This is a genomic window from Bacillus massilinigeriensis (genome assembly GCF_900117315.1).
GTDB classification, from domain to species: Bacteria; Bacillota; Bacilli; order Bacillales; family Cytobacillaceae; genus Bacillus_BE; species Bacillus_BE massilionigeriensis.
In genome coordinates this window covers 3,465,703-3,486,940 of the sequence record NZ_LT630337.1, presented here as the reverse complement: position 1 = coordinate 3,486,940, position 21,238 = coordinate 3,465,703, and the positions used below count along the sequence as shown (strand labels likewise).

Below are 21,238 nucleotides of genomic sequence, written 5' to 3'. Positions count from 1 at the left end.
CATAGAGAATTTTTTTGGAAAAAAGTTTGACAATTTTGTGAACGAACATAGAATAGAAGTATAGGAGGGTGATGGGTCATGAAGAAAGACATGGATAAATGCCTGACAATTGTTCGCGTAGTTTCAGGAATTGGATTATCAGTGGGAATCATCATATTTTTTATCAGCCTTTTTGTAAACGGTTTCAATGGAGAGAACCTTGCTTTATTCATGAGCTTAAGTGTGATGGCATCAGCGATGATGATTTTTGGCTTCTTTCACTTTTTACACTTGATGGATAAAGTCAGTGGTCGAACTCAAAGGGTGGAATAATAAAAAGATATCGACAAAGCATTTGTATGGGAAAATTGGTTTTTAAAAAATCTACTATAATAAAAAAATCCTGTGCTTCCAAAATCAGAAGTTCAGGATTTTTTTTGAGAAAATATTTGATGGGATATGTAGGGATCGAACCTACGACCTGCTGATTAAGAGTCAGCTGCTCTACCAACTAAGCTAATATCCCGAGAACGTCTATTATAATACCATAATATTCTAGTGGAGGCAATACTAAAATTCATTTTATTGGAAAAAATAAAGGCCGGATAAAAAACCGACCTTTTTACAATAGATAAGAAGATTTATTCTTTTACTTTCCATATCTAATAAGCTTAGCGCCAACCGAATGGTTTATGCTATTTTCAATCTCCATCTAACATATTGAAAATGCCTTTTAACACGCTGCCCTCTTCGCTTGCCCCACCTCTATGCGGTGCAGCAGCAAATACACGACTTGCTAAACGGCTAAATGGTAAGGACTGAATCCACACTGTTCCTGGTCCTCTAAGGGTTGCGAAGAAAAGACCTTCTCCACCAAATAATGCCGTCTTTACTCCTTTAACGAATTCTATATCATAATCGACCCCTGCTGTCATAGCAACTAAACAACCAGTATCAACTCTTAATTTCTCTCCCGGAGCAAGATCCTTCCTATGTAATGTTCCTCCTGCATGTACAAAAGCCATTCCATCTCCTTCAAGCTTCTGCATAATAAATCCCTCACCGCCAAAGAATCCTGCACCAATTTTGCGTTGGAATTCGATACCGACTGATACCCCTTTTGCTGCAGCTAAAAAGGCATCCTTTTGACAAATAATTTTTCCACCTAATTCACTTAAATCTAATGGGATGATTTTTCCTGGATATGGAGAGGCGAATGAAACATGACTCTTTCCATGGCCTTGATTAGTGAAGGCTGTCATAAATAAGCTTTCTCCAGTAAGAACGCGCTTACCAGCACTAAAAAGCTTACCCATTAATCCACCACCGCCACTTCCGCTTCCATCGCCGAAGATCGTTTCCATGTTAATGTCATCTTCCATCATCATTAGGCCGCCAGCCTCTGCAATAACGGTTTCCTGTGGATCTAATTCCACTTCAACGAACTGCATATCGTCGCCGTATATTTTGTAGTCAATCTCGTGGTTATTCATATTTGATCCCTCCATTTTTTGGGTTTCTTTCCATCTTTAATTTTAAAAGAAAAGAGCAGTAGAATCTATGTTTATTTAGATTCTTTAGGATCAAATTATATTTTGTAATAAAAAGGAGGCGAAATTCATCTGAACCAATAAAATTAGATTAATTTTGACAATAATGAAGAAAATAATTGTAAATAAATTTCCTTTGACGAATGGCTGTTTTAATGCTAGTATAGCAAATACCGATAAAATCTATCAGAATTAGGGGGATTTAAATGAAAAAACTATCACTATTTTACGCATTACTTTTAAGCTTTAGCCTTCTATTAGCTGGCTGCGGCACAAATGATGATAATGCGACAGACAAAAAAGAAGACAAGACTGAAGCTACAAATGGTGATTTGCTTTCAAAAATAAAAGATGAAGGCAAAATATTAATTGGAACAGAAGGTACATACCCGCCATTCACTTTTCATGATGACAGTGGTAAGTTAACTGGTTTTGATGTGGATATTGCAAACGAAGTAGCGAAGCGCCTAGGAGTGAAAGCAGAATATCAAGAAACTCAGTGGGATGCAATGTTTGCTGGTTTAGATGCCAAACGCTTTGATATGATTGCCAACCAAGTTGGTATTCGTCCAGATCGCGAAGAAAAGTATGACTTTTCAAGTCCATATATTACCTCAAAAGCAATTCTTATTACACACAAGGATAATAAGGATATCAAGAAATTCGAGGATATAAAAGGAAAGAAATCTGCACAATCACTAACTAGTAACTATGGAGATATGGCAAAATCACTAGGTGCCGAATTAGTCGGCGTGGAAGGATTTAACCAATCAGTTGAATTGCTCTCATCCAAGCGTGTGGATGCAACTATTAATGATAACCTTACCTATCTGGATTATAAAAAGAAAAAACCAGATGCTCCTATTAAAGAGGTTGCCATTCATGAGGAAGCTTCTCAAAGTGGACTTATGTTTAGAAAAGGTAGCGATGAGCTTGTGGAAGCTGCAAACAAAGCATTAGCTGATATGATTGAAGATGGTACGTATTTACAAATTTCAAAGAAATGGTTTGGTGAAGATGTACTTAAGTAGTATATTTGCTGACCCTGAAAGAATGGAAAGACTAGTATCGATAGCTCAAAGTTCCCTTCAACCTTTATTGAAGGGAGCTCTTTTGTATACCATTCCATTGACGCTTATTACTTTTGTCATAGGATTGGTATTGGCTGTATTAACCGCCTTAGCAAGGATCTCTAGTATTAAAATATTGCAGATAATCGCTCGAATTTATGTTTCGGCAATCCGCGGCACGCCATTATTAGTTCAGTTATTTATCTTATTCTATGGATTGCCTACCATTGGAATCGTTATTGATCCTTATCCTGCAGCAATTCTAGGTTTTTCGCTAAGTGTTGGGGCGTATGCATCGGAAATAATCCGAGCAGCTATTCTTTCGATTCCAAAAGGCCAGTGGGAGGCAGGGTATTCGATTGGAATGAGCTATTCACAAACAATGAAGAGAATCATTCTACCACAAGCAACTCGAGTATCAGTTCCACCATTATCAAATTCATTTATTAGCTTAGTAAAGGATACATCCTTGGCGTCGCTTATTTTAGTAACAGAGATGTTTAGAAAAGCCCAGGAAATTGCCTCGACTAACTATGAGTTTTTATTACTCTACAGTGAGGCGGCTCTAATTTATTGGATCATTTGCTTCTTCCTCTCTATTGGACAAGGAAAACTAGAAAGTCGATTAGATCGGTATGTTTCGAAATAGAAAGGAGGAGGAATATAATGATTTCAATAAAAGATCTTCATAAACGTTTTGATGATTTAGAAGTATTAAAGGGAATCAACCTTGAAGTTGAAAAAGGAAAAGTGATTGTCATTATTGGACCATCTGGTTCTGGAAAGACAACCTTGCTGCGATGCTTTAATTTATTAGAGGAGCCAACAGCAGGAGTTCTTACTATTGAAAATCAGGAGCTTAACTTTTCAACAAAAGTCGATAAGAAGAAAATTCCTGCCTTTCGCCGTTTAACTGGTATGGTTTTTCAAGGGTATAATCTTTTTCCACACAAAACAGCGCTGGAGAACGTGATGGAAGGCCCAATTACCGTAAAAAAAGAGGCAAAGAGTGCTGCACGAAAAAAGGCTGTAGATTTATTGAATAAGGTGGGCTTAGGAGATAAACTAAATTTTTATCCACATCAGCTTTCAGGCGGACAACAACAACGTGTCGGAATTGCAAGAGCCTTAGCAATGGAGCCAAAGGTCATGCTGTTTGATGAACCGACCTCTGCCCTAGACCCTGAATTAGTGGGAGAAGTATTAAAGGTAATGAAGGATTTAGCAGATGAAGGGAAAACGATGATTGTCGTTACCCATGAAATGCGTTTCGCAAAGGAAGTTGCTGATGAAGTGATTTTCATGGATGGAGGCGTCATTATCGAGAGAGGAAAGCCAGAACAAATCTTCTCTAACCCTCGAGAAGAACGCACAAAGCAATTTTTAAACTTAATCCAATAAAGGAAAACCCGTTACACTAAGTGGAACGGGTTTTTTTAGGTGTGGGTGGTCAACTACGCCTATTAACAACATGGACAGCTTGAACGATTCCCCCTGATTCTAACGGACACAGGATCCGTTAAATCAGTAAAACACCACAAAAAAGCAAGACTATTATATATTTCCCGTATATAACAACTTCCTAATTGACAAGACGGGCACATGATGATTATAGTTAAATACGTTAATAGTTAAATAGTTGAACCATTAATAGAAAGGTAATGATTGTCAATGGATCCGAATCAAATTGATGAACTTATTAATCGGTATCTTCGTGTTTCATTTACTGTGAATAAAAGAGCTAGTACCTTGATTAAAGGGCAAATTGCGGATGATATTACGGATGATCAGTTTAATATCCTGAGGCATATTCACCAATCCGGCAAAGTAACCTCGACTGAACTTGCGGAGATTTTTGAAGTAAAAAAGAGTGCGATTACGGCAATTATCACTCGTCTTGTTGATAAGGGATTAATCACCCGGACTAGAGATGAAACCGACCGGCGCATTGTCTATTTGACTTTGTCGAAATTAGGGATTGAGTTTTTTGCTAAAACGGAAAAAAAAATCAACTGTCTTGTTGCCATGTTTTTAACTAGGTTTGAAAAAGAGCAAATAGAAACCTTTTTAAAAACATATGAAAAACTTTCAGATATTTTGCTAGAGATTAAGGAAGACAACTTGGAGGAGAAAGAATGAGAGGAATAATTAAAGGAAAATGGTTCATTTTACTCGCGTGGATAGCAGTTGTTGCTGTCCTTCTAGTTACAGCCCCAAACATGGCTGACCTAGTTCGGGAAAAAGGGGAACTAACCGTACCGGATAGCTATTCATCGGCTAAAGCGGACCAAATCATGAAGGAAATATCCAACGGCGATGAGAGCCAGGTAGCACTTATCTTTCATAGTGATAAGAAGTTAACTGGTGAACGTTTAGATGAAGTGAAAATGGCGATTGATGAGCTAGAGGCCAATAAAGCTGAATTAGGAATTACAGAAATAACTACTCATCTTAAAGAAAAAGGTTTAGAAGAACAGCTCGTATCAAAGGATGAAAAGTCCATCCTAACTGCAGTAACTGTTGAACTGGGAGACCGTTCAGCAAAAGCGGAAACTGAACTTTTATATAAAGCGTTAAAAGACATTAAAGTCGATCACTACTATACAAGTAGCTGGATGATCGGTGAAGACTTAAATACAAATGCTCAAGAAGGACTGAAGAAAACGGAAGGAATTACGGTTGTATTTATTTTGGCTGTGCTCCTACTAGTTTTCCGTTCCATTGTTGCACCTTTTATTCCGCTGATTACAGTAGGCTTTACGTATTTAGCGTCGCAATCTGTTGTATCATTTTTAGTCGATAAGGTGAATTTTCCGATATCCTCTTACACACAAATTTTCCTTGTTGCCGTTTTATTCGGACTTGGAACAGACTATTGTATCCTTCTTTTAAGTCGATTTAAAGAGGAGTTTTCAAGACATGAAAGCTTAACAGATGCCATTGTAGAAACATATCGTACAGCTGGTAAAACCGTATTATTTAGTGCAATTGCGGTTATGATTGGTTTTTCAGCTATTGGACTTTCAACATTTAATCTTTATCAATCAGCTGCTGCAGTTGCTGTTGGGGTTGCTATACTCCTTGTGGCAATTGCGACAATTGTTCCATTCTTTATGTCCGTCCTTGGCAAGAAGATATTCTGGCCTTCCAAAGGACAGCTTGAGCATAAAGAAAGCAAGCTATGGGGGACGATTGGAAGCTTTGCCCTTGCTCGTCCAATTATCACCTTATTGATTGTTGCAGGGGTAACCGTCCCATTTTTAGTTACTTATGATGGAATTCGTTCTTATAATGCGCTAGAAGAGGCTGGAGACAATGCTCCATCTATCAATGCGTTTAATTTAATTGCAGATAGTTTTGGTCCAGGTCAATCCATGACAACGAAAATTGTCATTAAAAATGATGATGCCATGGATAACTCTGAATATATTGGTCTAGCAGAAAAAATTAGCGGAGAGCTCGAAAAAATCGATGAGGTTGACCAAGTAAGGTCTGCAACTCGTCCAATGGGTGAACCAATTGAGGATCTCTTCGTCTCCAAACAAGCTGAAACCCTTGGAGATGGATTAGGCGATGGGAATGAAGGGATTAAAAAAATTAGTAATGGTCTTCATCAAGCTGGGAGTGAAATGTCCAAATCTGCTCCAAAACTCAAAACTGCAACCAATGGGATTAGCGAGTTAATTACAGGAACCTCTAAATTACAATCTGGTATGACCGAGCTTCAAAAGGGCTTAAGCCAGATTGAAGCTGGAATTCGTAAAGGCTCCATGGGATCAGGTGAAGCGAAAAAAGGCTTAGAGGAAATTCGAGCGAATGCTGTCAAGCTACAAGCCGGAAGTGTACAGTTATTAAACGGCTATCAAGGGGTAGCGAGCGGGTTAACGACTATTGAAAAGAATTATGAAAATGTGGCAAACGGATTATCCAGCTTATCAAAAGGATTAAGCAATGTTAATCAATTATTCCCAAGTCTTGAGAATGATTCAAGATATGAAGGCCTAGCATCTGATGAAAGGTATTTAACCATTAAAGGCAGTGTACAGCAGGCTCAAGCAACGACAGCACAGCTATCAGCCGGATTGAAGCAATTGAACACTTCTCTATCTGGTGCTGCGAATGGGGTAAAAACGGCCAATCAATCATTTAAGAAGATTACAGATGGCCAAAAGGCCTTAAATAATGGGATGTCAACACTTATCACAGGTCTCGATCAGCTTGAAAAAGGAATGACAGCTGCAGCAGATGGTCAAGCGCAGGCAATTGAAAAGTTACCCCAAGTTTCAGGCGGGCTATCTAGCATTAATGATGGTCAACAGCAGCTTCTCGATGGATTTTCTAGCTTAGGCGGTCAAATCAGTGATTTAACCAATGGTTTGAATCAAAGCGCTGAGGGTCTTGATAAGGTCCATAATGGTCTTGGTACGGCACAGGATTATTTAATGGAGCTTTCATCAACCGAGTCAAGTTTGACTGGAATGTATATTCCTGATGAGGTTCTAAGTAGTGAGGATTTCAGTAAGGTTCTTGATACTTACATGTCTGAAAATCGTAAGGTTATGACTTTAGACGTGGTGTTTAAGGAAAATCCTTATTCAAATGAAGCAATAGATACGATTCCAGAGATAAAATCAACGATTAAACAGGCAACGAAAGGAACGAAACTTGAAAATGCTACGATAGCAGTTGGTGGAACGACAAGTACGTATGCAGATTTGAGATCAGTATCAGACGATGATTATTCTAGAACTGTATTTTTCATGTTAACGGGAATTGGAATTATCCTATTCTTCCTACTTCGTTCTTTAGTTATGCCAATCTATTTATTACTTTCATTAATATTAACCTATTATACTTCGATGTCGATTACGGAATTAATCTTTGTTAATGGGTTAGGGTATACAGGCATAGGCTGGGCCGTTCCATTCTTTGCATTTGTTATACTTATTGCATTAGGAATAGATTATAGTATCTTCCTCATGGATCGATTTAATGAATATAAGCAATTATCGGTTAAGGAAGCAATGTTGCTTTCTATGAAAAAGATGGGGACAGTAATCATCTCGGCTGCCATCATTTTAGGCGGAACATTTGCTGCCATGATGCCATCTGGTGTACTATCCTTGCTGGAAATTGCGACCATTGTTTTAGTTGGGTTGTTCCTATATGGAATGATCATTCTGCCACTGTTTATCCCGGTTATGGCTAAATTATTTGGTAGAGCAAACTGGTGGCCGTTTATTAATAAAAATATTAATAAGTAAAAATTAAGTACAAGAAAGGAGCTAGAAGGCTCCTTTTTTGTATACAAAAACGAAGAAACCTTTTTTCCATAAATCATATCGGATTATTTTACTGAATTTTAAGAAAATTATTTGGCAACTATACTAGTCTCATTTATAATTTTAAATAGGCAAGTGTAATATTTTACATTTTTGTATGTGATTTCAATTACGAAGAGGAATGGATGTGTATCGTTAAATGACATTACTTAGTAATTTAAAGATTTTGGATTTCTCCACTCTTTTACCAGGTCCATTTGCAACCTTATTAATGGCCGATTTAGGTGCTGAGGTCATTCATGTTGAAAAGCCATCTAATAATACGATTACTCAGGAATTAGATTCCTATCTGAACCGCTCGAAGAAGTCTCTTGCTTTAGATTTGAAAAAATCAGAGTCTATTGAAATAGTAAAAGAGCTAATTAAAGAATACGATATTATAATTGAACAATTTCGTCCGGGTGTAATGGAACGCTTTGGACTGGGTTATGAGGAATTAAAAAAGATTAATCCACGCCTTATTTATTGTTCACTAACAGGATTTGGGCAGACTGGTCCATTGAGGAATCGACCTGGACATGATATTAATTATCTTTCAATTGCGGGTGTGTCAAGTCATTCAGGAACGCAGAATGGAGGTCCAGCTAATCTTGGAATCCAGGTGGCAGATATTGCAGGGGGATCCTTACATTCCGTGATTGGAATCTTGTCTGCTGTTATTTACCGTGAACGAACTGGTGAAGGACAATTGATTGATATTAGCATGACGGACTGTAGCTTTACTTTAAATGCCCTTTCAGCTCCGCTCTTTTTAAATCGAGGAATCAACCCAGAGTCGGAGAAATCGTTGCTTAATGGGGGTACCTTTTACGGCTATTATGAAACAAGTGATGGGAGATATTTCTCAGTAGGTAGCCTTGAACCAAAATTTAGAAAGGCTTTATGTGAGGCCATTGGGCGTGAGGATTTGATTGAAATTAGCTTAAGCAATAAACCTGAACATATCTCTACCTTTAAACAGGTCGTTCGAGAAGCCTTTTTACAAAAAACTTTTGAGGAATGGCAGGACATTTTTAATGAATTTGAAGCCTGTGCTGAACCAGTCTTAACCTTTGCAGAGGCCTGTGAGCATCCGCATTTAGTGGACCGTGGGATGATTGTTGATGTTCCTCAATTAAATGGTGGGACTGAGAAACAAATGGCTTGCCCAATTAAGTCATCTATCTTTTCCCCAGAATACAGACATGCCGGTTTACATTCAGGTGCGAGTAATGAAGAGATTTTAGAAAAACTAGAGGGAATCCTACCTTCTAATAAATGATGATAAGACAAAGGAAGTCGGATAAGATGTACTCATTCCTTATCCGACAGCTTTATTAACCTTATTGACCATCATCAGTTTTATCATTCTGATCCTTATTTCTTTTATTCCCCTTACTATTGTCCCCACTGATGATTTCTTGGGCAAATTCTGTGTTCCCTTTTCTTGGAGAGTTTTGATTCATACTTCCTTTATTATACTTCTTTGTCATTTCAACCAGACTCCTTCATAAAATGGTCAGAATTAGTATGGCGTTAAGGGGAAATTTTATGTAGGGAGATTATAACAGATCATTTACATGATAGACTTCACCATTATGAAAGTCATCCTTTAAAACGAACCGAATTAAAGCTGATGCAACCTCTTCTGGGCTTCTTAACAAACCATTTTCCTTATAATCTTTGAATTTCTCGATGAGATGAAATTCCTCATTTGTGGAGTTCCGTATCTTTGCCTGCATGTCTGTATCCATTATTCCAGGGCTAAAGGCGATAATCTTGTGGTTTTTGCCTTCGATTTCCTGTTCTAAAGCAAATGCACGAGAAAACATATTGATTCCAGACTTTGAGCTGCAGTAGGCACTCCAGCCATGATAAGGCTTTTCAGCTGCTCCAGAAGTAACGTTAATAACTGTTAAATTTGATTTCATCCTTTTTAACAAAATATTCGTTATCAGCATAGGCGCAATTAAATTTATCTCAATATTAGATATAAGTTCTTGATTATCCATGTTTCCAACTGTATGAATTGGATTTACGACGCCAGCATTATTGATTAAATAAATAGTCTCTAGAGATGCAAAATCAATTTGTTGGGAAAGATTAGAAAACACCATCTCCACCTGATTCAAATTGCTAAAATCGCATGAAAGGTGCTGATAAAATAGCTGCTTCGAGAGGGTATCATTCTTTAATTGTTCATTTTCCGTTCTGGAAATCGTCATAATACCAATTTTCTTTTCCAACAATTCTTTAGCAATAGCAAGGCCTAATCCTTTAGAAGCACCTGTAATAATAGCCAGTTTCATTACTTGTCATCACCTCGAATATTTGATGGGTTCAATCTAAAAAAGGAGAATGATCGTTATTATAAACGATTATTCTCCTCCTCGTAAAATTTCTTATCTTCCTCAAGAAAATTAATGGTTGATAAGATAACACCGGAGCAAAAACAGGCAATAGTTAATGTTGAAATTCCAACGACTAAATAGAAGCCAACTGTACTCAGTACCGTCCATATTAAGCAATAGTGCGGTGCTTTTAAAAACTTACCCATCGGTAATCATCTCGTCTTTCTGTTGATAATCGTTGAATATTCATTTTATTCTGTATAATTTAGTGTTATCACTCAAATATGTATTTTTCAAGCGAAATAGATAAATATTTCATAATATTTAATAATTTATGAAATATTTGTATAATTCGATAAAAAATCATTATGTCAAAGGCTTTAAACTCGTAAATCGCTTTTATTTTTACTAATATTAAAACTAAGAAAAGAATAAAGGTAGGAATTAGGGGATGAAATACAATCATTTATTATTTAAGACGTCTATTGGAAAGGCAAAACCAAATAGTATAAGAAATAAAGAGACGAGCTGTCCTTTTTGTGCAACGGATCAATTAACTGGGATTATCGATATGTGTGATTCCATCATTCTATTAAAAAATAAATATCCTGTTTTAGAGGATACGTTTCAAACTGTTTTAATTGAAACAGATGATTGCCATGGGGAAATCTCTACTTATTCGAGTGATCATTTAATAAAATTAATTAACTTTGGGATTAAACATTGGCTAGCAATGGAGGAGAGTGGGGAATACCAATCGGTTATCTTTTTCAAAAACCATGGCCCCTTATCTGGAGGTTCAATTGCTCATCCACATATGCAAATTATTGGGCTAAAAACAGTAGATTACAAAGAAAAGGTTCAACTGCGAGATTTTGAAGGTTATGTGATCCAAGAAAAAGAAGGGGTAGTTTTCTCTGTTTCAAATAAGCCAAAGATTGGATTTACTGAATTTAATGTCAAAATGAATGATATAAAGGGAATGAATCAGTTTGCTTCTTTTATTCAAGTAGCAACCCATTACACCTTACATGCTTTTCCTTATCGCTGTTCAAGCTATAATATCTTTTTCTATCATATGGGTGAAGATATTTTTGCAAAAATTGTTCCAAGATTTATCACGACACCTATCTACATTGGTTATTCGATTCCTCAAATCCCAGATAATCTCGAATGGATGGTTGAGGATATTCAATCAAAATATTTTTCAGAGGTTAATAAAGGGAGGGAGATTCCATCATGATTACCATGAATCCAATAGGATTTGTCAAAAGTACCAGAAATGAAATGATAGACGATCATTGGGGGAAGGAAACTGCTTTTATTAGACTTGATGAAAATATTTTTTCAGAAGAGGCTCTTTATGGTTTAGAGGATTTTTCACATGTTGTAGTTATCTTTTATATGAATGAAGTGAAGGCTGAAAAAATTGAAACCAATGCAAGACATCCAAGAAATAATCCTAATTGGCCAAAGGTAGGTATCTTTAGTCAAAGAGGAAAAAATAGACCGAATCAAATTGGGATTACAGTCTGTGAAATCATCAAAAGAGATGGTTTGAGCTTGGAAGTGAAAAATTTAGATGCTATAGAAGGTACTCCAGTATTGGATATAAAGCCATATATGGTTGAATTTGGGCCAAAAGGGGAAGTTAAGCAACCAAATTGGGCTACTGAATTAATGAAAGATTATTTTTAACAATCCAGGTGATTAAGTATTTGTAATAATAACCATCATTTAAAAAAAGTTGTGCTTTTTCCCTAATAAAAATATAATGATGAGTTGTAGTAGATTTTAATTTGTACTATACACACAAAGAGTTGGTAATTGCTTATTTCTTGTTTTATATTTGTAAGAAAGGTTAATCAAGTCTTATGTTTTGCTCATACTAAAACTAACATCAATCTGTTTTCTCATCAAAGGGGAATAAAGCATGACTTCAAATAAGAATACTCAATCTAGAATTGATTTTAATTTAATTTTTATATTATCATTATTGTTTTTGTCTAGCTGTGTTGCTATATTTAGTGCACAATCCACAGGTCAATATCAAGAAAATTTCCTATTAAAGCAGATTGTTTGGTATATTGCTGGTTCGGGAATTATTGCCGCTGTGATTACACTTGATTCGGATCAGTTAAGAAAGCTTACCTGGTATGTGTATGGTTTTGGACTATTCTTGCTTACATTCTTAATTGTTGCGCCAAGTAGCATTGCTCCAGTAATCAATGGGGCAAAGAGCTGGTACAAGGTACCTGGAATGGGCTCCCTGCAGCCATCTGAATTCGTGAAGGTGTTCATCATTTTAGCCCTTGCCAGGGTAATTGAAGATCATCATCAAAAAAACCGTGTAAAGACCCTGAAAACCGATATGTGGTTACTTGTAAAAATCGGAATTGTAACCTTTATCCCATTGTTGCTCGTTATGCAGCAGCCTGATTTAGGTACATCTCTTGTGTTTATTGCTATCATGATCGGAATGATTTTTATCTCAGGTATTTCATGGAAAATATTGACTCCAATTTTCAGCTTTGGAGTACTGATGATTTCTGTCATTTTCTATTTTGTACTTATAAAGCCAGATATCCTAGAAAAGTACTTAGGAGTAAAGGAATATCAATTCGGACGAATTTATTCTTGGCTGGACCCTTACAATTACCAAAGTACCACTGGCTTTCAGTTAACTAAGTCACTACTTGCCATTGGATCTGGTGAAACGACGGGTAAAGGCTATGGTACTAGAGAGGTATATTTACCAGAGAGCCATACGGACTTTATTTTTAGTATCATAGGTGAAGAGTTCGGATTTATTGGTGCAAGCGTATTAATTAGTCTATTTTTCCTTTTAATTTACCATATAACGAAGGTTGGAATGGAAACGAAGAACAATTATTATACCTATATATGTGTAGGTGTTATTAGCATGATAACCTTCCATGTCTTTCAAAATATCGGTATGACGATCGGTTTATTGCCTATCACGGGGATTCCTCTCCCGTTTGTAAGCTATGGTGGGAGTTCGTTAATGGGGAATATGCTTGCTATTAGTCTTATTTTTTCAATTCGGTATCATTATAAAAAGTATATGTTTGCCAGTAGTGATTAAAGCGGAGGATGTCCTTCGCTTTTTTGTTTGTTTGGGGTTTGATGAGGGATGGGATGTGTATTGGATTGAACGGATAGAGATTCGCTATTAGTATAAAAGCACGACTTAAATTGAATCTAACGGATAGAGGATCTGCTGTTAGCGAAATTGAGGCGGAAAAGGCTTGATTTGATGCAATTAACGGAACTGGTGTCCGTTACGGAGGAAGCTGCTTGAAAAATCCAAGTGAACCGAAACTACATAGACTTTTCAACAAAGCCACCATCATTCAATTCAGAATTCCTTTATCAATACAAAAGAACCTGCGGGAAAAACAGGTTCTTCTTTAAGGGGCTCCTGAAAGGGGGGAGGAGCTATATATTCAAAGTTAAGAGAATATTTAATAGGAATTTCCTCGATGTCATATGGAATGGAGTTCTCGTCGAGTACACCGTCCACTCCATTCCAAATGCATCACTTAATTCGACGGTTCCATTTTTAACAGCAACTAAATCAGAGATGTACGCATTCTCATTGATAATAATTATCAATTATATTTTTAATCATAATTCACTTTCCACGTATTGTCAATAATTAAATGAAAATAATTTTCAATAACAATTTCCGCTAAACAACCCACTACTAGACTTCACACAAAAGCGAGGATTTCTGCTACCACAGTATATTTTTTTGTTAAAGGAACCTAACGGGACAACCACTTGTTTCATAATTTAAAAATATGAATATATTTTATTAAGACAAAAAATGTTAAAATAATAGGGCAATTCAATTATCTAAAGTAATTCGTTCAAAGGGTTGTACTTCTATTACTTTCGATATTTACTATAAAGATTTAGGAGATTAGGAGGATACAGGATGGAACAACTTATGAGAGACATTTTTCTTTTTTTATCAAAGAATAAAGCGCTTACAAAAATAGCGAAGAGGTATGGGTTGCGTTTTGGAGCCTCCCGTTTTGTTGCCGGGGAGACCATTGAACAGGCCGTGAAGGTAATTAAAGATTTAAATCATAAAGGGCTTGAAGTAACCATAGATTATTTAGGGGAATTTGTTGATAATGAAAGGGAAGCTAATGAGATGGCAGATAACTGCATCGTTGCCATTGAGGCTATAGGTCGTGAGAATTTAAAAGCACAGCTATCATTAAAAATGACTTCAATGGGCTTGGATATCTCTGATAAAATTGTGATGCAAAATATGCGCAGGATTCTAGACGTTGCAACAAAGAATAATGTATTTGTAACAATCGATATGGAGGATTACACGCGCTGTCAAAAAACAATAGATATATTTAAACAATTGAAATCTGAATACGACCATATTGGTACGGTCATCCAAGCCTATCTTTATCGGACTGAGCAAGATATCATCGATTTAAATGAATATTCCCCTAACCTCCGACTAGTGAAGGGGGCCTATAAGGAATCTCCTGAGGTGGCATTTCCGGAAAAGAAGGATGTTGATGAAAACTATAAAAAAATCATCAAAATGCATTTGCAAAACGGAAATTATACTGCCGTGGCGTCACATGATGAAGCAATCATAGAATATACAAAGCAATTTGTTAAGGAAAATAACATATCCAATGATCAATTCGAATTTCAAATGCTGTACGGGATTCGAAATGAAAGACAATTGGAACTTGTTAAGGAAGGTTACAGAATGCGAGTTTATGTTCCATATGGGACTGATTGGTATGGATATTTTATGCGTCGATTGGCTGAGCGTCCAGCCAATGTTGCATTTGTATTAAAGGGTATGTTTAAGAAGTAATTTAAATTGATAGAATGAGGGCGTCCATAAGGTGCTGACGCCTAACTGGACACCCTCAATTGAGTTATTTTTTATATTGGTTATTTTGGCTATTCACTTTCCCTCCACCATCTCTTTCAACGGTTGGCCCTGCATCTCCCTTAACACTTGCAGCACTCACACCAGCCTTTGATGGATTTTTCTTTACTCGAGCCATGTGGTCACCTCCTTTACGGGATCCCAAGACATTCACAAAGGAAATTCACTAAATAATGTGCCCGAAACAAGTTTAATTATCATGGATATCTCCCAAGAATTCATCGTGTAATTAGTGGAACTTTCAAAAAAATATAAAAACTTCCGCATCTAATTATTGCGAAAATTTTTGAAATATTTTATAGTATTAATTAGGTAAAACTCATTCGAGTATATTTTTTTCGACAAAAAATGAATGAGTGTTCATTCAAAAAGCAAAAGGGGGAGAAATAGTTGGTCCAACAAATTAAAAAAGCAGCAGTTTTAGGGTCAGGGGTTATGGGATCCGGAATTGCAGCACACTTAGCGAACATTGGTATTCCTACATTGTTGCTAGATATTGTACCTCGTGAATTAACAGATGCTGAAAAAGCAAAAGGATTAACCCTTGAAAATAAGCAGGTTCGCAATCGTATAAGCGCAACTGCACTCCAAAAATTATTAAAACAAAAACCAGCACCACTAACTTCAAAGAAAAATCTTGCCCTAATCGAGGCCGGTAACTTTGATGATGATATGGAACGCTTAAAAGATGTAGATTGGATCATTGAAGTTGTCGTTGAAAATCTTTCAATTAAACAACAGATTTTTGAAAAGGTTGACCAAAATCGTAAACCAGGAAGTATCGTAAGCTCCAATACTTCAGGGATTTCTGTAGAGGCGATGGCAGAAGGCCGTTCAGAAGATTTTCAAAAGCATTTCCTTGGAACACACTTCTTTAACCCACCAAGATATTTGAAGCTTTTAGAAGTAATTCCTACAAAAAATACCGCTCCTGAAGTTTTAGCCTTCATGAAACAATTTGGCGAAGATGTTCTAGGTAAGGGTGTTGTTGAAGCAAAGGATACTCCAAACTTTATCGCAAATAGAATTGGTACTTATGGTTTACTTGTAACAGTTCAAGAGATGTTAAAAGGCGGTTATAGTGTCGGGGAAGTAGATTCAATAACAGGTCCTTTAATCGGTAGACCAAAAAGTGCAACATTTAGAACATTAGATGTAGTAGGTCTTGATACTTTTGCCCATGTAGCAAAAAATGTTTATGACCAAGTCGAAGGAAAAGAAAAGGAAGTATTCGAAGTACCTGCCTTCATGAATAAAATGCTTGAAAACGGTTGGCTTGGTGCTAAATCCGGTCAAGGTTTCTTTGTGAAAAAAGGAAAAGAAATTCTTGAATTAGATCCAAATACTTTAGAATACGGACCAGTTAAAAAATTAAAAACTGCTTCCGTTGAATTAAGCAAGCAGCAAAAAGGCTTATCCAATAAATTGAAAGCGCTACTATATGCAGATGACCGTGCTGGACAATTATTATGGAATATTTCAACGCCTACATTCATTTATTCTGCAGAACTATTAGGAACCATTGCAGACGATATTGTTGCAATTGATAACGCCATGAAATGGGGCTTTGGTTGGCAACAAGGGCCATTTGAAATCTGGGATGCAGTTGGTGTAGAAAAGTCCGTTCAGAAGATGGAAGTGGAGGGCTTAACTATTCCTGCATGGGTAAAAGAAATGTTAGCTGCGGGAAATACTTCATTCTATAAAGAAGAAGACGGTAAAAAATATTTCTATCAAAATGGTGATTACAAACAAGTTCAAGAAAATCCAAAAGTAATTAACCTTAAAGCATTGAAAAAGCAAAATAAAGTGATTATGAAAAACAGTGGTGCGAGCCTAATAGATTTAGGTGACGGCGTTGCTCTTCTAGAATTCACTTCTCCTAATAATGCTATTGGACCTGATATTACGCAAATGATCAGCCTCGCTATCGATGAGGTAGAGAAGAATTATAAGGGCTTAGTCATCGGAAATCAAGGGAAGAATTTCTGCGTAGGAGCCAACTTAGCCATGATTCTAATGGCTGCACAAGATGATGATATTTATGAGTTGAATGCGACGGTTAAAGGATTCCAACAAGCAACGTTAAAAATCAAATATTCGTCAAAACCAGTAGTAGCGGCTCCTTTTGGTATGACCCTAGGTGGAGGAGCAGAGGTATGCCTACCTGCTGCCCATATCCAAGCATCTTCTGAAACCTATATGGGACTTGTTGAAGCTGGAGTTGGTTTAATCCCTGGAGGAGGCGGAAATAAAGAGCTGTATATTAAGCATCTGAATAGCCTACCAAATGGAATTGACTTTGATCTGCAACTAGTTGCTAATAAAGTATTCGAAATGATTGCAACAGCAAAGGTATCCACATCAGGAGAAGAAGCAAGAGACAATAACTTCCTACATTTTGCGGACGGAATTAGCGTAAATCCAGATCATCAGTTATATGATGCTAAACAAGCAGTTCTTGCATTATATGAGGCTGGTTATAAACCACCTGTTCGTAAAAAGGTTCCTGTTGTTGGGGAAGTAGGGTATGCAACATTACTACTTGGTGCACAATCCATGCTTTATTCTGGTTATATTTCTGAGCATGACCTGAAGATTGCTAAAAAGCTAGCTTATGTCATTGCTGGTGGTAAAGTACCATACGGAACAGAAGTGGATGAAGAATATCTATTAGATTTAGAAAGAGAAGCATTCTTAAGCCTTGTTGCGGAGCAAAAGTCCCAACAACGTATGCAGCATATGCTATTAAAAGGAAAGCCATTACGCAATTAATGAATAATAGAATAGTAGTAGTTTATTCTCTAACAGATACGGAAAGAGAGGGAATGAGATGAGAGAAGCGGTAATAGTAGCAGGGGCTCGTACTCCAGTCGGTAAAGCAAAAAAGGGGTCTTTAGCGAATGTCCGTCCAGATGATTTAGGCGCTCTTGTTGTCAAAGAAACTTTAAAGCGTGCTGGAAATTATGAAGGAAACATTGATGATTTAATTATTGGAAACGCAATGCCAGAGGCTGAGCAAGGTACAAACGTGGCTAGAATTATTGGTGCACTAGCTGGCTTGCCAGACACTGTTCCAGCGATTACGGTGAATCGTTTTTGTTCGTCAGGATTACAAGCAATTGCCTATGCAGCAGAAAAAATCATGATTGGTCACGCTGACACGATTATTGCTGGTGGAGCAGAATCCATGAGTATGGTACCAATGATGGGCCATGTTGTCCGTCCGAATGTAAAGCTTGCTGAAACAGCACCTGGATACTATATGGGAATGGGACATACTGCAGAGGAAGTAGCAAAAAAATACGGCATTTCTCGTGAAGATCAAGATGCATTTGCAGTAAGAAGCCATCAAAGAGCTGCAAAAGCGATTGCTGAAGGAAAATTTGTTGATGAGATTGTCCCTGTTGAAGTAACAAAACGTTCAGTGGGACCTGACAATAAATTAGTAGAAAAAACCTTCCTATTTAGCCAGGATGAAGGAGTTCGAGCAGATTCAACTGTAGAAACACTTGGTAGATTACGTCCTGCATTCAATATCAAAGGTACAGTAACTGCAGGAAACTCTTCACAAACAAGTGATGGTGCTGCAGCAGTGATGGTAATGGACCGTGAAAAGGCTGAAGCAAATGGCTTAAAGCCGATGGCTAAATTCCGATCCTTTGCTGTCGGTGGAGTTCCTCCAGAAGTAATGGGAATTGGACCTATCGTAGCCATTCCTAAAGCATTAAAGCTTGCAGGATTGGAAATATCCGATATCGGATTATTTGAACTAAATGAAGCCTTTGCCTCTCAAAGTTTACAGGTTATTCGTCAATTAGGATTGGATGAGGAAAAGGTGAATGTAAATGGCGGAGCAATAGCATTGGGCCATCCACTTGGATGTACAGGTGCAAAATTAACCGTATCCATCATCAATGAGTTGAAGCGTCGCAATGAACAGTTTGGAGTTGTTACTATGTGTATTGGCGGCGGAATGGGTGCTGCTGGGGTATTTGAACTTTTATAAAAAATGTTAGGGGCTTTTTAATAAAAGCCCCGTATAAAAAGAACGGAGGAAAAGAATTATGACAAATACAACTGAAAACGTAATTAAAGGCGGAAGCTTTTTAATCGAAGATGTTACCTATAATCAAGTTTTTACACCAGAGGATTTTTCTGATGAACAAAAAATGATTGCGAAAACATCTGAGGATTTTGTTATTAATGAAGTATTACCAGAGGTTCCATATTTAGAAAAACATGAATTTGATCGCTCTGTTAAATTATTAAAATCTGCTGGAGAACTTGGTCTCTTAGGCGCAGATGTTCCAGAAGAATACGGCGGTCTTTCTTTAGATAAAATTAGTTCAGCACTAATTGCAGAAAAAATGGCTATCGCCGGTGGCTTCGGAATTACTCACGGAGCTCACGTTGGAATCGGTTCACTACCAATTGTTCTTTTCGGTAATGAAGAACAAAAGCAAAGATATCTTCCTCTATTAGCAACAGGGGAAAAAATCGCAGCCTATGCATTAACAGAACCAAGCTCTGGGTCTGATGCTCTTGGTGCAAAAACTGTTGCTAAGCTAAATGAAGCAGGAACTCACTATGTATTAAACGGTGAAAAGCAATGGATTACAAACTCCGGTTTTGCTGATGTATTTGTTGTATATGCAAAGATCGATGGTGACAAATTCTCAGCATTTATCGTTGAAAGAGAATTCCCTGGAGTATCAACCGGTGCAGAAGAAGATAAAATGGGGATTAAGAGTTCCTCAACTCGTACATTAATCCTTCAAGATGCAGAAGTTCCAGTTGAGAATCTACTTGGAGAAGTTGGTCGCGGACACGTAATCGCATTCAACATCCTTAACATTGGTCGTTATAAATTAGGTGTAGGTGCTCTAGGTGGAGCGAAGCGTGCAATGGAAGTAACCGTTCCATATACTAACCAACGCCAACAATTTAAAACTCCACTTTCTGCATTCAATTTAACAAAAGAAAAGTTAGCTACAATGGGTTCAAAATTATATGCGGCAGAAAGCTCCATCTATCGTACAGTTGGATTATTCGAAGACCGTATGAGCAAGCTTTCTGATGAGGAAGCAAAAACTGGTGCAGCTGTTGCGGCATCTATTGCAGAATATGCGATTGAATGTTCATTAGGTAAATTCTTTAACACAGAAGTATTAGACTATGTGGTAGACGAAGGCGTTCAATTACATGGAGGATATGGCTTCATGGAAGAATACGAGATTGCTAGAGCTTACCGTGATTCTCGTATCAATCGTATCTTTGAAGGAACAAATGAAATCAACCGTCTATTAGTACTTGGAACATACCTAAGAAAAGCAATGAAGGGTGAACTTCCATTATTCCAAAAAGCCCAAGAGCTTCAAGCAGAAATTATGACTCTAATGCCTGAAGAACCAGGTGATGAGCCGTTAGCACAAGAAAAATATTTAGTGAACAATGGTAAGAAGATTGCCTTACTTGCTGCAGGTCTTGCTGCATTGAAATTCGGTAAGGAAGTTGATAAAGAACAAGAAATTTTTGTTAATATTGCCGATATCGTGGCAAACGTTTATGCAATGGAATCAGCTGTTCTTCGTACAGAAAAAGCTATTGCTAAAGAGGGATTAGAAAAGAGCAATCAAAAACTTCTTTATACTCAAATTTTCTGTCAAGAAGCTTTCAATAAGATTGAGCTTGATGCAAAAGAAACATTGGTTGCTGCGGAAAGCGGAGATTCTTTACGTATGATGATTTCTGTTTTACGTAAGCTAACTCGCCACACTCCAATCAATGTGATTGCGAAAAAGCGTGAAGCTTCATTAAAAATCATCGATGCTGAGCGTTATGTTCTATAATTAATTCATTCGTTCAAAGCTCCCTGCGTGATAAAGCGTAGGGAGCTTTTTGTGAATGTTAGAACTGAGTGTGACCCCTTCAAGAGGAAGGTTTTAACGTTAGGGCAATAAGGTTCAATAATAGGATTTAAAGTAAAAATATGTTATTATTCACTTGT

The 21,238-nt window shown here is 37.1% G+C and carries 19 protein-coding genes and 1 tRNA gene; 14 read left to right on the top strand and 6 right to left on the bottom strand.

Annotated features, from left to right (window positions below; all coding sequences use genetic code 11):
- Positions 1 to 78 precede the first annotated feature (78 nt).
- Positions 79 to 312 carry a hypothetical protein gene (locus BQ6100_RS17395; protein ID WP_075982813.1) on the top strand — a complete coding sequence of 78 codons (234 nt, stop codon included), beginning with the start codon at positions 79 to 81 and terminating at the stop codon, positions 310 to 312.
- Positions 313 to 432: 120 nt separating this feature from the next.
- Here the strand turns inward: BQ6100_RS17395 and BQ6100_RS17390 are convergent.
- Positions 433 to 505, bottom strand: a tRNA-Lys gene (locus BQ6100_RS17390).
- Between the two features lie 175 nt (positions 506 to 680).
- Positions 681 to 1,472: a TIGR00266 family protein gene (locus BQ6100_RS17385; RefSeq protein ID WP_075982812.1), complete on the bottom strand. Its 792-nt coding sequence runs from the start codon at positions 1,470 to 1,472 to the stop codon at positions 681 to 683.
- A 263-nt stretch (positions 1,473 to 1,735) separates the two neighbouring features.
- On the opposite strand from BQ6100_RS17385, the gene BQ6100_RS17380 reads away from it, so the two are divergent.
- From BQ6100_RS17380 to BQ6100_RS17355, 6 genes are all read left to right on the top strand, one after another.
- Entirely contained in the window at positions 1,736 to 2,560 is an 825-nt protein-coding gene (locus tag BQ6100_RS17380; RefSeq protein WP_075982811.1) for an amino acid ABC transporter substrate-binding protein, read from the top strand.
- On the top strand, positions 2,547 to 3,248 hold the full coding sequence (locus BQ6100_RS17375) for an amino acid ABC transporter permease (RefSeq protein ID WP_075982810.1): 702 nt from the start codon (positions 2,547 to 2,549) through the stop codon (positions 3,246 to 3,248). The genes BQ6100_RS17380 and BQ6100_RS17375 overlap by 14 nt, the downstream gene beginning before the upstream one ends.
- A 17-nt stretch (positions 3,249 to 3,265) precedes the next feature.
- Entirely contained in the window at positions 3,266 to 4,000 is a 735-nt protein-coding gene (locus BQ6100_RS17370) for an amino acid ABC transporter ATP-binding protein (RefSeq protein ID WP_075982809.1), read from the top strand.
- Between the two features lie 270 nt (positions 4,001 to 4,270).
- Positions 4,271 to 4,738: a MarR family winged helix-turn-helix transcriptional regulator gene (locus tag BQ6100_RS17365; protein WP_075982808.1), complete on the top strand. Its 468-nt coding sequence runs from the start codon at positions 4,271 to 4,273 to the stop codon at positions 4,736 to 4,738.
- Positions 4,735 to 7,863 (top strand): MMPL family transporter, encoded by a 3,129-nt coding sequence (locus BQ6100_RS17360; protein ID WP_075982807.1) that lies wholly within the window; start codon positions 4,735 to 4,737, stop codon positions 7,861 to 7,863. Before BQ6100_RS17365 ends, BQ6100_RS17360 begins: the two co-directional genes overlap by 4 nt.
- 217 nt (positions 7,864 to 8,080) lie before the next feature.
- Positions 8,081 to 9,202 carry a CaiB/BaiF CoA transferase family protein gene (locus BQ6100_RS17355; RefSeq protein WP_075982806.1) on the top strand — a complete coding sequence of 374 codons (1,122 nt, stop codon included), beginning with the start codon at positions 8,081 to 8,083 and terminating at the stop codon, positions 9,200 to 9,202.
- Positions 9,203 to 9,263: 61 nt separating this feature from the next.
- On the opposite strand, the gene BQ6100_RS21505 is transcribed toward BQ6100_RS17355, so the two are convergent.
- The 3 genes from BQ6100_RS21505 to BQ6100_RS17345 form a co-directional block, all read right to left on the bottom strand.
- Complete coding sequence (locus tag BQ6100_RS21505; protein WP_173719865.1) at positions 9,264 to 9,413, bottom strand: hypothetical protein; 150 nt, start codon at positions 9,411 to 9,413, stop codon at positions 9,264 to 9,266.
- A gap of 69 nt (positions 9,414 to 9,482) precedes the next feature.
- A complete protein-coding gene (locus BQ6100_RS17350; RefSeq protein ID WP_075982805.1) occupies positions 9,483 to 10,229 on the bottom strand; it encodes a (S)-benzoin forming benzil reductase in 747 nt (248 codons plus the stop codon).
- 59 nt (positions 10,230 to 10,288) lie between these two features.
- Positions 10,289 to 10,477, bottom strand: a complete 189-nt coding sequence (locus BQ6100_RS17345) for a hypothetical protein (protein WP_075982804.1) — start codon at positions 10,475 to 10,477, stop codon at positions 10,289 to 10,291.
- A gap of 245 nt (positions 10,478 to 10,722) precedes the next feature.
- Here BQ6100_RS17345 and BQ6100_RS17340 point away from each other — a divergent pair, with 245 nt between their 5' ends.
- The 4 genes from BQ6100_RS17340 to BQ6100_RS17325 all read left to right on the top strand — a co-directional run bounded on the left by BQ6100_RS17340 (position 10,723) and on the right by BQ6100_RS17325 (position 15,150).
- Positions 10,723 to 11,514: a DUF4931 domain-containing protein gene (locus BQ6100_RS17340; RefSeq protein ID WP_075982803.1), complete on the top strand. Its 792-nt coding sequence runs from the start codon at positions 10,723 to 10,725 to the stop codon at positions 11,512 to 11,514.
- On the top strand, positions 11,511 to 11,969 hold the full coding sequence (locus tag BQ6100_RS17335) for an SAM-dependent methyltransferase (RefSeq protein WP_075982802.1): 459 nt from the start codon (positions 11,511 to 11,513) through the stop codon (positions 11,967 to 11,969). Before BQ6100_RS17340 ends, BQ6100_RS17335 begins: the two co-directional genes overlap by 4 nt.
- Before the next feature lie 235 nt (positions 11,970 to 12,204).
- Positions 12,205 to 13,377 (top strand): FtsW/RodA/SpoVE family cell cycle protein, encoded by a 1,173-nt coding sequence (locus BQ6100_RS17330; RefSeq protein WP_075982801.1) that lies wholly within the window; start codon positions 12,205 to 12,207, stop codon positions 13,375 to 13,377.
- A gap of 855 nt (positions 13,378 to 14,232) precedes the next feature.
- Positions 14,233 to 15,150 (top strand): proline dehydrogenase family protein, encoded by a 918-nt coding sequence (locus tag BQ6100_RS17325; protein WP_075982800.1) that lies wholly within the window; start codon positions 14,233 to 14,235, stop codon positions 15,148 to 15,150.
- A gap of 64 nt (positions 15,151 to 15,214) precedes the next feature.
- Here BQ6100_RS17325 and BQ6100_RS17320 read toward each other — a convergent pair whose 3' ends face one another.
- Complete coding sequence (locus BQ6100_RS17320) at positions 15,215 to 15,346, bottom strand: YuzL family protein (RefSeq protein WP_075982799.1); 132 nt, start codon at positions 15,344 to 15,346, stop codon at positions 15,215 to 15,217.
- A gap of 272 nt (positions 15,347 to 15,618) precedes the next feature.
- On the opposite strand from BQ6100_RS17320, the gene BQ6100_RS17315 reads away from it, so the two are divergent.
- The 3 genes from BQ6100_RS17315 to BQ6100_RS17305 are packed head-to-tail and all read left to right on the top strand — an operon-like array spanning position 15,619 to position 21,080.
- On the top strand, positions 15,619 to 18,003 hold the full coding sequence (locus BQ6100_RS17315) for a 3-hydroxyacyl-CoA dehydrogenase/enoyl-CoA hydratase family protein (protein ID WP_075982798.1): 2,385 nt from the start codon (positions 15,619 to 15,621) through the stop codon (positions 18,001 to 18,003).
- Positions 18,004 to 18,061: 58 nt separating this feature from the next.
- Complete coding sequence (locus BQ6100_RS17310; protein ID WP_075982797.1) at positions 18,062 to 19,237, top strand: acetyl-CoA C-acetyltransferase; 1,176 nt, start codon at positions 18,062 to 18,064, stop codon at positions 19,235 to 19,237.
- A 58-nt stretch (positions 19,238 to 19,295) separates the two neighbouring features.
- Positions 19,296 to 21,080 carry an acyl-CoA dehydrogenase family protein gene (locus tag BQ6100_RS17305; RefSeq protein WP_075982796.1) on the top strand — a complete coding sequence of 595 codons (1,785 nt, stop codon included), beginning with the start codon at positions 19,296 to 19,298 and terminating at the stop codon, positions 21,078 to 21,080.
- Positions 21,081 to 21,238: the final 158 nt, after the last annotated feature.